This is a genomic window from Bacillus cereus group sp. MG20, assembly GCF_040459885.1.
Classification (GTDB): domain Bacteria; phylum Bacillota; class Bacilli; order Bacillales; family Bacillaceae_G; genus Bacillus_A; species Bacillus_A cereus.
On the sequence record NZ_JARVHF010000003.1, the window covers coordinates 1 to 13,627 of the forward strand.

Here is a 13,627-nt window from a genome sequence, read left to right on the forward strand (position 1 = left end):
AACGCTATTGTTGTTATAGCATTACATCTATAAATGTTTAAAAAATAATTAGTTCTATTAGTAGTGAATTTTAAGTTAATGATTGAGAGAAAACTAAATTATTTATGGGGTAAGAAGTATAGAACTAAAGCCTTTTCTATGCTTCTTTTTTATGTAAATTTATATTTAAAAGTTTACATTTGAATCAAGTATGTATTCCTTGTTTTTTTGTTCTTATTAATATTTAAAATAATGTAGGAATATCGTAAAAGAATTATAGCGTCAAGAGAGAAGAAAAAGCCGTGATGGAAGTTCTGGTGGGTGTTACTAGATAAATTACGCATAAGTAGAAAAGTATACTTTTCTACTTATGATAATAGGGATATTTCTATATTTTTCATATCTCTGTTAAGAGCTTGAATTTTCTTTTCTGCTCAGGTGTTAGCTCGTTTTCTACATAACGATCTATAAGTAAGTCTATTATTTCATAAGCGAATTTTGTATTTGTAAGTTTCATTAATACTTCAAGTTCTTCTTTTGATTGATTAGAAATTTTAATACTACCTTGCTGATTTTTAAATTCCTTTTTTGTTTTAGTTTTTTCGTTTCTTTTTGCTTTTCGAGTTACTTGTTTTTCTTCTGTCTTAGGTTGAGAAGGAGCAGTTGCTTCAGCGTTATTGTCAATCGCAGCTTGTCCTTGCTTTGGTACATAAGGCTCAGTTGGCTCAAAGTTCCTTTTCTTTCTACCTAACAAACCAGGAGTTTTCGCCATATTACACACCAACCTTCATTTTTTCAAACATATCGATACGAGATAATAATTCATCACTAATCGTTTCGTATAATTCAATTACATTCATATCATGTCTATCTTTTTCAGTAATACCATTTACATCAAATCTTTTAATACGCTCCATTTGAGGGACGACATTTTTAAATAGGTTCTCTTCACCAAAGATTTCACGAGCGTTTTCCATGATGTATTCATCAACTTTACCATTATTTTTTAATAAGACAGGAAGAATACCAACTACTTCAATATCAAGATCATATTGTTCTTTCAACTTGATGAGTTCATTAACGTAGTTCTCTGCACCAGTTAGAGAACGTTCTTGTGTTTGTAAAGCAATTAGAACATAATCAGAGGCCACAACGGCGTTCTTCGTAACTTCTAGTGACATAGGAGGAACATCAATAAATATGTAGTCATATTTATGTTTTATCTTTTCAAGTAATCCTTTAAAGTAGTGATCTTCCTCTTTTTCAGAAGTGCAAGTCTTATAAAGGAACTTTGCGAAATCTTGAAAATCAACATAAGAAGGAATTAAATATAAGTTCTCCATGATTTCCACTTCTAAACCATCTAAATTCCCTTCTTGTATCCCCTTCATTAATGTTTTTTCAACAGTTACAATTTCATCTGGATTAAGAATGGATTTTGTTAACATTAAAGACTTCGTTGCATTACTCTGCGGATCAAGGTCAACGAGTAACGTTCGCTTTCCTTTTTTCGCAACTTCATAAGAGTTTAATACAGCATTTGTGGTTTTACCAACGCCACCTTTGTAATTCCCAACCGTAATTGTAATAGCCATTTTTAACACTCCAGTAATATTTTTTAAAATTTCCCTATATCCCTTTATAGAAATAGGGAAAAATAGAAATAGGGAAATAGGGATATTTCTAATTATAGAAATAGGGATATTTCTATATTATTAAATGAATTATAACAATGATGTTCTGTATATGCAATAGAATGATAGAGTTAATAATTTATAACAAAAACGTTGATTTAAAAGGGAAATTTTAATTCGAGTTGGGTTTAAAAATTAAGTGAGAGTGGAGATTTTCAAGGAGAGGTTTAAAGAGAAAAAAAACTAAAAAATAGGGAAATAGGGAAATAAGGTAATAGGGAAATATCCCTATAGGGAAATAGGGAAAAATAGAAATAGGGAAATAGGGATATTATTTAAATCACGCGTAATTTCACTGTTTACAAACAAAAAAACTTGCTGTAATGTAAGAATTAGCAAGTTTTTCAACAAAAAGTGATTTAATTTGATACTGTACATAAAGAGCTTATTAGATAAATAAATGGTAAAAAAATAAATAAAAAAAGAACGGCTGTCTAATTGAGATTTCTGAGGTCACAATTTGACAGAACAAGTAGAGTTACTGACAATAACTTTACTCTCCGGTGAATACACGTTGCAGTCAACAACTTGTATTCCATTTACACACTGCAAGACCAGTATGTAAAATTCTCCGTCCGTTCTAGTTAACTATGTTATTAGAGATATAAAAATATCTGTATTTAGTATAGTTAATTAGAGCTAGATTGTAAAGATAGAAATCCGTATTTAAGTTTGTTTGAATATGGAGAAAAGTCTGTCTTTTATCCACTTTCCGGAGAATTTTTGAGGTGAGCAGTGTTATAACTGCTCACCTTTTTTATTGTCAAAAATCTAGTGGAAAGGAGATTTAACATGGATAAAGCGCAACAAGCAATCGAATTGATTTTACATGATGGGTTACGAAAATATAAATATAAAAACTCAAGAGCTAGCATATCCATGTTAGATTCTCAGGATTCTAGTATCAAAATGGATGACAGATTTGTATTTATTACACGTACAAAAGAAGATTTAACGAACTCATATGGTACAAAGGGGGTTGTATTGACTTCTCAAGAAACAGTACTGGACCATATTGGACAAGCTACACATTGGACTCCGAATATTTTTAGAGTGGGAACGTACATAGATAGAAACAGAAAAATCATTAAAGGGCATGAAGAACGAAATCTAAAACAAATTAATTGTTTTACTGTTGATATTGATACAAAAGACCTTACTCCAGGGGAAATCGTACTTGCAGCAATGGACAAGCAGTTAGGAATGCCTACAGTTATTGTTGAAAGTGTGAAGGGATACCAGGCTTATTTTGTGTTGGATAATCCATTATTTATTTCGAATAAGAACGATTTCCGGGGATTACGTAGTGCAAAAAGAATCAGTGAGAACATCAGAAAAGCTCTAAGCGATCTTTTACCTGGTGTTGATTTGACATGTAATGATTTTGGATTCTTCCGTATGCCAAACGAAGATAACATTGTATGGTTTGATGCAAACAGTACATGTAATTTATCTCATTTAATTGAATGGTCTAAAGATCAAGATATCGGCCATCGTAGAAGTTTATTTACGGTTATTTCAAATAAGCAAATTAAAACTACGCAAATTACTGAAGGATGGGTGCAAAAGGTATTAGCATGCACACATATCAGAGGGCAAAAAGGTGTATTTGGACGTGATAACGCTGTATTTACGCTCGCGTTAGCATGCTATTCTTCAAGAATGACTCAAGACGAGGCATATAATTTACTGGATGAATTTAATACAATCCTAAAAAGCCCTTTGAAAAATTCAAGTATTCAAAAGGCTATTCGTAGTGCTTTTTCAGGTAAATATAAAGGCGCAAACAAAGAGTACATCAATCAAATTTTAGAAATTTGGTCAGATAGTAAGGCAACATTTTCAAGTCTAGTACCATCACAGTATTGGTATAAACATAAGAAAGCACGCAAGGATCGTGTGCGTAGTCATTGGTATGAGTGGGAACACGATATCATTGACTTCTTAAACGCGCAAAAAAATACCGAAAAAGGATTCGTATATTTTACTCAAAAAGAAATATGTGAAGCGTTGCAAATCCCAAGAAGTACGTTAAACAACGTGCTAAAGAAATCGAGACAAATATATATACATGTAATCGGTAAAGGTAGTCAACGACAAACAGGACTTTCTACTTTGTTGTTGCTTTTTAATAATGCTATTGGTCGTACAACAGAACAAAAAGAGTTGTACTTAGAGTTTATTCAATCAATCATCCCTGGAGTTGCAGAGCGATTATATGATCTACTCCCAAGGGATAACAGTGATTCTAGCACACTAAATACGGGCTAATCTGGTGCTTTGTCCACTCTGCCAATACATATATCTATTATAGTTTTTTGTTCTCTGGGTTTTCTATATATACTACAGTACGTGAAATTATTTTCTGGCTTTCTATTGTGTTCGTAGGATGCTTAGATTTTATTTTTGTGATTTATTGTTCGCTCTTTAACAGGGGTATTAGTATTGTTACTACAGTACGTTCTTTTTGAATTAATGGAATCTTTTTATTAGAGCGTTCTATTAAATCATTTGTACTAGGGAAAAATTGGATGTTTTTAAATACATGGTGAGGTGCGAGAGGTTACTCTAAGTTCTGATGGTTATTTTTGTTATTTGTTAGAAATGTTTTTTAACATTGGTTTAAATAATAATGAGGAAATTGATAAAGTCTTGTTGGGGTTGAAAGATTTATTATTTAGATGCAATGTGCTGAAAAAGAGTGAAATAAACAAAAGTAACTCTAAAATATACAATAAAAGTTGATTTTGGAGTTACTTTATGTTTACTTTTCTTATTTTTCTTTTGGAAGAACAATGCCTTTATACAATTGAACTGTAATGAAGTAGTAAATTGAGTAAATGACTATGAAAATTATTATTGGAAGCCAAATACGGAAATATGGATCGATTAGGATGAACGAAAAGATGTTCATACCAACTAATACGTGTGCAATCCCTACAATCGCTGGGAATAGGAATATTAAGAATAATTCTTTATAAATCGATTTTGTTAATAATTCACGGCGCACACCGATTTTACGAAGCATTTGATAACGCGTAATATCGTTTGATGCACCAGATAGAATTTTAAACATTAAACAGCTTGCCATCATTGCTAAGAAAGCAATTCCTAAGAAGAAGCCCATAAATACTGTCCCGCTCGAAATGCCGTAAAAACCAGTATATATCGCGTATTTACTTGGTATATCATCAATTTTTAGATTTTCATATTTGGTTAACTGTAACTCGTCAATTTTTTTCCATTCTTTTGTGTATGTTAAGAAATTATCTGTTTTTCCAATGAATACAGTACCTTCTGTATCTTTTAAGCTATCATATATTTTTTGATCGACAATTTTAATTTTTTGATCGGGATGCACATAAGAGGGCTCCAGCGTTCCAAAGGCATCCTTCCACTCTGCTGAAATTAAATTATCGGTATTTTTTGAAATCTCTTCTGTTGGTAGTTTTTCAGAAGCTCTTTTTTTCACCTTAGCAGGATCTTTTACTCCTTCTTTAATATATTTAACATTCTTTACGAAAGGACGATTTTTCTCTAAATCTTCTTTTACATAATAAACGTATTTATTATCTGTTTTATAGCGATATTGGCTGTTCTCTTTAAATGTAATACCATTTAAGATTTTCTTTTCTTCAGTCGTTGGATTATGAATCGTAACATCATAAATTGCAAGAGTATCTACATTCATCATAACGTTATTTTTAAATGCCATACCACCTGAGATTGCCCCCGCTCCAAGCGCAACTAACATCGTTACTGTCGCTAGTACTTTTGCTAAGTTGTTAATACGGAAGTTTAACTGTGCAAATGTAAAAGCATTAAGTCCTTTTTCAGTACGTTTTTTATTACTTTTCATCTTTTTAATAATAATAGGTAGGAACGTTCCAAATAACATGTAAGTTCCAGACGTTACAGTAATTAAAGCAATAAAAATCCCAGATAGCCTTAACTTATCCATGTAAATCATAGAAGCATAGCCAATTGTTAATAAAATAATCCCCAATACTGCAAAGATAACAGTCTTCGCTCCTTTTACAGAAACACGATCTGTTTTTGAATCTGCATGTACAAGTTGTAGAACTGTAATACGTGATAGTTTAATACTATTCATAATTGCTGATAATACAAATAGCACAAAGAAGAAACCACAAGTAACAATTATGGAAGAAACATAAAACGCTTCATAACCACCTGAAGTAAAATCTAGTTGTTGCATTAGTAGTTTACCAATTACTTGTGCAAGCCCTATACCTACTGCAATCCCGATTACAAGGGAGGCCGCACCTAATACAATTGTTTCGATGAACATAAGAAATGTAACCTTATGTTTTTTTGCTCCTAACATCATATACATACCTAATTCTTTTTGACGAAGCGATAATAAGAATGAGTTTGCATATATAATATAGAAGAATGTAATAATTGCTAATAAGATTGAACCAGCTTGGAATACTATTCCAATTTCACTAATAATAGAGTTTGCCTTAAGAAAGGCCTCGTTTAACGCTAATGTTTGAAACATATAAAAAATTGAAATGGACATGACAAGACCAATAAGTAAGATGATATAGTCCTTTAGCTTACTTTTTAGTCCTGACATAGAAAGTTTAAATAACATGCCTGAACCTTCTTTCTTATGCTTTTTGTGTACCTAAGTCTGCAAGTACATCTAAAATCTCTTTATAAAATACTTCACGTGCATCAGTGCGGTGGAGTTCTTTATATAACTCTCCGTCTTGAATGAATAAAATACGCTGACAGTAACTTGCACTATATGGATCATGTGTAACCATCATGATTGATACGTCTTGTTCTTTATTTAAGTCTGTCATTGCATCTAAAAGACTTGTTGCATTTTTAGAATCAAGCGCTCCTGTTGGCTCGTCTCCTAAAATGATAGCTGGTTCATGCACAAGCGCGCGCGCTGCTGCTGAACGTTGTTTCTGTCCACCAGATACTTCAGATGGATATTTTTGAAGAATAGCTGAAATTCCTAACATATTCGCTACTTTCTCTACTTTCGGTCCAATCTTACGTGATGGAACACCTTGAAGCGAAAGTGGAAGTGCAATGTTTTCATAAATAGATAAGTTCTCTAATAAGTTAAAGTCTTGGAAAATGAACCCTAATTTTTGTGAACGGAAATCAGAAAGTTCACCCTGTTTCATCTTTGTAATATCCGCACCGGAAATTTCAACAGCACCGCCTGTTGCTTTATCTAATGTTGAAATTACATTTAGTAACGTTGTTTTCCCTGAACCAGATGGTCCCATAATTCCAACAAATTCCCCCTCTTGAATCGAGAACGAAACCCCTTTTAATGCGTGTGATTGGTTTTCCCCCTTTTTACCGTATACTTTTTGGACGTCTTTAACGACTACAACTGGTTTGTTCATATATATCCCCCTACACTCTCTTTTTTCTTATTCTGTATTTTTTCACATACTTTACTGTGGATTTACCTTACATTTGCTTAACGCTTTTGCAAGGTAAACGAAACGGATCGATATGTTATTTTAAATTATCTCAAAAGACGATATTAAAGATATGTAATTTTTCCAACACTCGCATTTGAATCTGGATCTAAAAATGTTGTAGATACAACTCTTACCGTTACACTAACTGGTATCCTAACTTCCAAGATTAATAATAATATTTCTATGATATTTCAAGCAGGTAATTGTATTTTATTAAAAGTAACTATAGGAAGTTCTAATGCTACAACAGATAATGTAGTACAAGTTGATATTTTTTAATGTTCTATAGTATCTAAATAAGCGAGAATTTGTACGCTATATAAAACAGTAAAATAAATATCCGATCCTTAGCGTACAAGGAACCGGATATTTTGTGTCTAAATTGTATCCACATGTACAGTTTTTTTCTTTGATATGGTGCCACCTATTAGTTTATCTTTTGACTATAAAAGCGGTTTAATTGTTATATTTTCAGTTACATAATCACAATTGATAGAGATATCTTTAAACTTACGGTAAATCTAAATTTAATACGGAAGGAATATCCGGGTTATTTAAACGCAACAATTCAAAGCCTATACCTGAGGTTCCAATCATGAATCCTAAGATATTTGTATCACCGTTTTGATCGAAATTCCATTTCCCATTTTCTTCTTTTTGTTTTAATACATATTCCCCAATCTCCCTTGAGATATCTATATATTCATTATTTTTTGTCATTTTAGCGTAAGTCAGAAGAAAATCAAGATTTCCAAAGTCACCATGACATAAGGTGTGAGTAGTACCAAATCCTTTATTCATTAGTATATGCACGGATTTTTGCAAATCATCATTAATAGTAGCATTTTCAATAAATTGGGACATCATTAATCTACTTATTCCTATTCCGCCGGCCCCATGACACCAAAATGCTGGGGCTTCCAGATTTTTCTCTCCCCTTAAATCTAACCAATTGTCTTGAGTATCATTTACTTTACTATTTTCATAATTTAATATTGCCAATATATCATTTAGTAAGTGGGTTTGGTCCATTTTATAAGCGTATTCTAATAATGGCCAAGCATATCCAGAGGCACCGTGTGCTAATCCAGTGAGTAAGGTATTAGTTTTTATTTGATGAGAAGTCTGCTTTAATAATTTTTGAGCAATTAAATCACAAATAGGTTTTAATTCAGTAAAGTTAAATTTTTCATATAGTCTAATTAATACAAGCAGTGAACCACTTAATCCACCTATAAAATCATACATAGTCTCATCTTCAATTAATAGCGAATCTATTTTATTTATATATTCCCTAGATTTATCAATGAGTTTTCGATCATTCCAAATTTCTCCTAAATAAGCGCATACATATGAAATAGAGCTATATCCTGAGAATGCTGAAGTTGAATGTAATTTCGTATGTTTTACTTTTTCTTCAACATGATTCAATCCAGCGATAGCATACTTTTTATATTTTTCATCATTAGTTTCTTTTGCTAGAACACCAAGGAATAGAACTATTCCTTGGCTACCGTTATATAAATCAGTGCCTATAGGAGACAATTTAAATTGCTCATTATTATCTAAATTAAGACCAAACCACAAAGCATCTTTGAAATTTTCACCGACAATAGCAAGATCTATTATTTCATCACCGATTTTTTTGGCTTCATTCAAAAACTGATCTTTGTGATTGGTTTTTGTATCTAAAAGATTTTTTTCTACCTCTTTAAAGCCATAAGGGTTATATGTTTTTTGTTCGTTTGTAGCAATTGCACTAAGTGAAAGTTTTATAAATTCTATTTGGCGGTCATGATCTTTGTTACTTAATTTAGTTAGCTTTTCGTGTATTATATCTATTGAATTTTTATCAAAAAAATCCTTGATTTCAATTTTATCTGCACTAAATAAACTTGTTGAACCAACTTTGAAAGTAAAATAAGGTATATCAGCCCTTAAAAGGTCTTGTATTTCATACTTTGTAATTCGGCTAAATTTCGGTTGGAGGTTAACACCATGCCATAGATAATAGAATAAGCTTTCTCTATCAACGCCATTTTTTAAGTAATCAGGATGAATACTTGCCGCTACAAATCTTGCATAAGCTTCAGTTGGTCTAAAAACCTGTCTGGCGAAAGTATCTTTAAAAGCGTATAACGGGCCGTTTTCTAATATAAATTCATGTTTATTATTTAATATTAGTTTATACATATCCGTGAATCCATTAATAATCTTTTGAATGTATTCACTAGCATTTGTTTTCTTTTGTTTAATACGTGGGGTATTATTGAATTCTTGTAACTTAATTTTTTGTTTAACCATTTTAATTTGATCACTATATACATTATCTAGGGCATTTACTGCTGAAGGTTCTACTTCTAGTTCCCCACTTATTCCTAAACCGCTTAAATCATAATCAATAAGAGGATCATCACTGAATTTTACAGGCAGCATTAACGATTGAAAAACAGAGTCCTTAATATCTAATGATAGTTGGATAGAAGCGCTTTTAGTATCTATTAGCTTATCACTCAATTCAATTGTATTACTAAATAATGTTTCTAAGTCTATAAATATAGGATACTCACCATCAGCAATAATATTTTCATGATGGAAATCTGTTGAATTTAGTATATAAAATAAAGCTATATATCCACCTTGTCTGTAGTAGAAGTTTTCTACTTCCTGCGATGTATTACACTCACTTCCTGTAATAAACTCTTGATAGCCATATTCATCTCTGTTTAATACTGTTAAGTTTTTCAGTGGTTTTTTAAATCCTTTTTTATTAATCCAAGTTAATAATTCATTAAATAATTCATCTGTTTTTAACGAACGAGGTTTATATACTAATTTGCCTTTATTATTAAAGTTTAGCATAGCTACAGTTCTTCCATTTTGGTGAGTGTCACCGGCTTCCAAATCAATTGATGTTAAAGTGTTGAAATCCTTACCAAAAAGTTCAATTAGTTGATCTCGATCTTCTGTATAATGATAGACGATCTCAAACATTGCATCTACAGTACTATGTATAGTTTCTACCATTAGTCTAATCATTACAGGATAGGAATTAAATAAGCTCAGGATATATTCTTTGTCCTGAAGAAAATCATTCATAAAACTATCATATCTTTCCTTTTCATTCTCGCCACTTAGTAAATCACCGGTTCTCGCCATATTAATTTCTGTTATTAATACTTTTAATCCAATTCGGCTAATTCTATCAGCTACAGTTGATAAAATATTTTTCTTAAGGTTTTCCATATTAATATAGGACCTTTTTTCTTCAGGTATACCCTTTAATTTATTTGATATTACTTCTAAACTATAGTTAAAAAACGGTACATAAAATGCATAAAACAGAATGTTTTTAAAATCACCTGAATATTCAATGTCTTTATCGTGATATGTATCATTATTTATTAATTTATTGACAATAGCGATCCATTCTAAAGAAGTTGTTAACTCTGGATGCTCCTTGTTAGATAATACAGTTTTGAAATGTTCTAACTCCATATTATTTTCCAGAATTAGAGTATTAATAGTTGATTCATTTAGCCCGGTCTTACTTACCCATTTTTGATAAAGCTCTTCATCAAATGCATTTTTTGTATTTTCTCTTTCTAATAAATATGTACCGTGTTGTAAAGTCATATAGCATTCTCCTTTAGTGTATTTGTATAATATGTTTTTAAAATAAAAAACATTGAAATTTATGAAAATGTATCAATAAGAATAAATAGACTAACTAAATTGATGGCTTGTTGAGATATTTGACTGTTTATAAACATGATATGGTTTATCATATTTATAGAATTTTTTTCTGAAATTAGAGTAACTATCTTCTAACTAATTAAATTTCTATACCTAAAATATACGTGTTAATTTATGTTAATAACAATTAGTAAAATTTAATTAAAAAATTGTGAGTTTTTTATGTTTTTTTCTGTATAGTTTTACATGTCTCGTGATTTGAGATAGTTTCCGTAACATATAAGGGCCTTTAATTATTTTCTCGTTTTTTAATAGAAGACTTTTATTTTAAAGATCTAAAGGTATAAAAGATAAATTTTCTTAGGCGTAATTATGAGGTGATTGGTATAATATATTAATACGAATGAAAGAGAGGAGATAACTAATATTAGTAAATCGGGTATGCAAATTCCATACGCATCCCAATAAATATTAATAATTACAGTAATTCTTTACAGTTGCGTTGTATTCAATGTTTTCTTTACAGTTGGATTGATATGAATAAGGAAATATATAATGTTATTTTTTGTTTAGCTATCAAACAATACGCATATTATGATAGAGAATACTTATACAATATTGTTCCAAAATATTCATTTAGAGTAAGGAGAAGGAAAATGAACGTTGGTGAAAGAATTAGGCAAATACGTATACACAAAGAATTTACGCAAGGAGAATTAGTATCTGGGATATGTTCTATAACGTATCTAAGCAGAATTGAAAATGGACAAATTAAACCGTCCGCTTCTTTTTTAGAAAAGGTCGCCAAAAAGATGGAAGTTGATTACAATTTTCTTGTAGGAGCAGATTATGAGGATATAGAACCTAAGCTTCTTGAAATATGTAATAGGTATAAAAACGAAAATATTATGAGTGAAAAAGACTTATCTTCTTTAGAACTGTATGTTCGGGATATAGACTCTAGTACCTTATTGTTAAAGGCTTATGGTGTCTTAATATATTATCATTCCCGAAATAATAATTTAACGTATGTAGCCCCAATCATAGAACAAGCCTCGCAAGTAATTCCAAGCCAAGTAGAGAACCAGTATACCGAGGATTATATATATTATTTAATGGCCCGTGGACATTATTTTTTTAATAAACAAGACTTCGTTGCAGCACATGAAATCTATGTAAAAGCAGATAGTTTACTTGGTATTGAAGAAACTAGGCAACACGCTGATATATATTATAATTTAAGCTTAATAAACCAAAGTCTTTATAAAGATCAAAGTATTAGTCGCTTGTATGCTAAAAAAGCCTATGCATTATATAAAAAGTTAAAAATAGAAAATCAGGTAATAAACATTCTTATAATCATTGCACTACAATATGAATTAGATCATATGTCTGAGAAGGCCCTTGAATCTTTAAAACAAGCAGAAATTGGTGCAAAGGCTAGTAATAATTCTATGTATCTACCATTGATTGCGTACAATTACGGAAAAATATATCAAGGATTGAATGATTATACTAATGCTATTAATTATTATGAAAAAAGTTTACAACTTAGCGAACTTTATCCACAACAGACAGAGAAGATATACTCATTAAGAAGCATGATAGAAATTTATATGGAATTTAAAGACTGGAAAAATGTTAATAACCTTATGGAGGATGCATTTAAGATATTATCGATTCAAGATGTACCTTATGCACATGTACAACTATATGGCTTTAAAGCCAAGATATGTAGCATACGAGGGGATTATTATGGGTATGAGAAAAATATGCAAAAAGCAATTGAAATGGGATTAGAAAAAAAACAGTATACATTAGTTCGTGAATTAGCTTATGAACTAGGAAACTATTTTAATGATAATCGTGCTTATAAAATGTCGGCAAAATATTTTAAAATATCGATTGAAAATTCTGGATTTTAAAAAATATGAATGTGTAATAAAGGTTTAGAATTTTAATTAGTTAAATTTATAACTTTAGTACTAGAAAAATTTAGATTCTAAATTGAAAATTTTTACTTATTCTTTTTAACCAAGCATCTCCATTAATATTTAAAGTAACAAAACACTTATTAATGGAGGTTCACTTATGAAGATAAAAAAGGTATTTTCAATTATTGCAATGTCTATTATATTTTCTTGTTTTTCTTTATCTACTAATATCAGTTCTGCGGATACCCCGAAAAATATAACTCCTCAAACTTATGCCATCGATACGCCTCCAGTCTATAGTGACTGGAGACCTCCTCAAGTTTAATACATATTTACATAATAAAGTGGCCCCCCACTTAAATGAAGTATTTAGGTGGGGGGCCTATATATTGGTTTTATAGACAATTAAGTTATAAATAATTAGTTAAATTTATAACTTTAGTACTAGAAAAATTTAGATTCTAAATTGAAAATTTTTACTTATTCTTTTTAACCAAGCACCTCCATTAATATTTAAAGTAACAAAACACTTATTAATGGAGGTTCACTCATGAAGATAAAAAAGGTATTTTCAATTATTACAATGTCTATTATATTTTCTTGTTTTTCTTTATCTACTAATATCAGTTCTGCGGATACCCCGAAAAATATAACTCCTCAAACTTATGCCATCGATACGCCTCCAGTCTATAGTGACTGGAGACCCCCTCAAGTTTAATACATATTTACATAATAAAGTATATATAGGCCCCCCACTTAAATGAAGTATTTAGGTGGGGGGCCTTATATATTAGTTTTATAGACAATTAAGTTATAAATAATTAGTTAAATTTATAACTTTAGT

At 30.6% G+C, this 13,627-nt stretch carries 9 protein-coding genes; 4 read left to right on the plus strand and 5 right to left on the minus strand.

The features are described 5' to 3' along the window. Positions 1 to 376: 376 nt before the first annotated feature. Together QCI81_RS26950 and QCI81_RS26955 are read right to left on the minus strand one after the other, a co-directional pair. The gene (locus tag QCI81_RS26950) at positions 377 to 751 is read right to left on the minus strand and encodes a hypothetical protein (protein ID WP_001140760.1); all 375 of its coding nucleotides are present in this window, start codon (positions 749 to 751) and stop codon (positions 377 to 379) included. Between the two features lies 1 nt (position 752). Beyond that, complete coding sequence (locus tag QCI81_RS26955) at positions 753 to 1,574, minus strand: ParA family protein (RefSeq protein WP_001018648.1); 822 nt, start codon at positions 1,572 to 1,574, stop codon at positions 753 to 755. 891 nt (positions 1,575 to 2,465) lie between these two features. Here QCI81_RS26955 and QCI81_RS26960 point away from each other — a divergent pair. Continuing rightward, positions 2,466 to 3,944 (plus strand): primase C-terminal domain-containing protein, encoded by a 1,479-nt coding sequence (locus tag QCI81_RS26960; RefSeq protein WP_071731388.1) that lies wholly within the window; start codon positions 2,466 to 2,468, stop codon positions 3,942 to 3,944. A 502-nt stretch (positions 3,945 to 4,446) separates the two neighbouring features. Here the strand turns inward: QCI81_RS26960 and QCI81_RS26965 are convergent. The 3 genes from QCI81_RS26965 to QCI81_RS26975 form a co-directional block, all read right to left on the minus strand. After that, positions 4,447 to 6,294 (minus strand): FtsX-like permease family protein, encoded by a 1,848-nt coding sequence (locus tag QCI81_RS26965; RefSeq protein ID WP_353810957.1) that lies wholly within the window; start codon positions 6,292 to 6,294, stop codon positions 4,447 to 4,449. Positions 6,295 to 6,310: 16 nt separating this feature from the next. Continuing rightward, a complete protein-coding gene (locus tag QCI81_RS26970; protein WP_071731390.1) occupies positions 6,311 to 7,072 on the minus strand; it encodes an ABC transporter ATP-binding protein in 762 nt (253 codons plus the stop codon). Positions 7,073 to 7,663: 591 nt separating this feature from the next. Further along, positions 7,664 to 10,789: a type 2 lanthipeptide synthetase LanM family protein gene (locus tag QCI81_RS26975; protein ID WP_353810958.1), complete on the minus strand. Its 3,126-nt coding sequence runs from the start codon at positions 10,787 to 10,789 to the stop codon at positions 7,664 to 7,666. A gap of 716 nt (positions 10,790 to 11,505) precedes the next feature. On the opposite strand from QCI81_RS26975, the gene QCI81_RS26980 reads away from it, so the two are divergent. The 3 genes from QCI81_RS26980 (at position 11,506) to QCI81_RS26990 (ending at position 13,501) form a co-directional block, all read left to right on the plus strand. Continuing rightward, a complete protein-coding gene (locus tag QCI81_RS26980) occupies positions 11,506 to 12,774 on the plus strand; it encodes a helix-turn-helix domain-containing protein (protein WP_001100509.1) in 1,269 nt (422 codons plus the stop codon). A gap of 166 nt (positions 12,775 to 12,940) precedes the next feature. Further along, positions 12,941 to 13,108, plus strand: coding sequence for a hypothetical protein (locus QCI81_RS26985; protein ID WP_154214304.1), 168 nt, complete (start codon positions 12,941 to 12,943; stop codon positions 13,106 to 13,108). Between the two features lie 225 nt (positions 13,109 to 13,333). Next, positions 13,334 to 13,501: a hypothetical protein gene (locus QCI81_RS26990; protein ID WP_175613784.1), complete on the plus strand. Its 168-nt coding sequence runs from the start codon at positions 13,334 to 13,336 to the stop codon at positions 13,499 to 13,501. Positions 13,502 to 13,627: the final 126 nt, after the last annotated feature.

What these genes read in the sequence shown, in the direction of transcription:
- QCI81_RS26950 (WP_001140760.1), bottom strand. Translation starts at nt 751, where the DNA reads ATGGCGAAAACTCCTGGTTTGTTAGGTAGAAAGAAAAGGAACTTTGAG.
- QCI81_RS26955 (WP_001018648.1), bottom strand. Translation starts at nt 1,574, where the DNA reads ATGGCTATTACAATTACGGTTGGGAATTACAAAGGTGGCGTTGGTAAA.
- QCI81_RS26960 (WP_071731388.1), top strand. Translation starts at nt 2,466, where the DNA reads ATGGATAAAGCGCAACAAGCAATCGAATTGATTTTACATGATGGGTTA.
- QCI81_RS26965 (WP_353810957.1), bottom strand. Translation starts at nt 6,294, where the DNA reads ATGTTATTTAAACTTTCTATGTCAGGACTAAAAAGTAAGCTAAAGGAC.
- QCI81_RS26970 (WP_071731390.1), bottom strand. Translation starts at nt 7,072, where the DNA reads ATGAACAAACCAGTTGTAGTCGTTAAAGACGTCCAAAAAGTATACGGT.
- QCI81_RS26975 (WP_353810958.1), bottom strand. Translation starts at nt 10,789, where the DNA reads ATGACTTTACAACACGGTACATATTTATTAGAAAGAGAAAATACAAAA.
- QCI81_RS26980 (WP_001100509.1), top strand. Translation starts at nt 11,506, where the DNA reads ATGAACGTTGGTGAAAGAATTAGGCAAATACGTATACACAAAGAATTT.
- QCI81_RS26985 (WP_154214304.1), top strand. Translation starts at nt 12,941, where the DNA reads ATGAAGATAAAAAAGGTATTTTCAATTATTGCAATGTCTATTATATTT.
- QCI81_RS26990 (WP_175613784.1), top strand. Translation starts at nt 13,334, where the DNA reads ATGAAGATAAAAAAGGTATTTTCAATTATTACAATGTCTATTATATTT.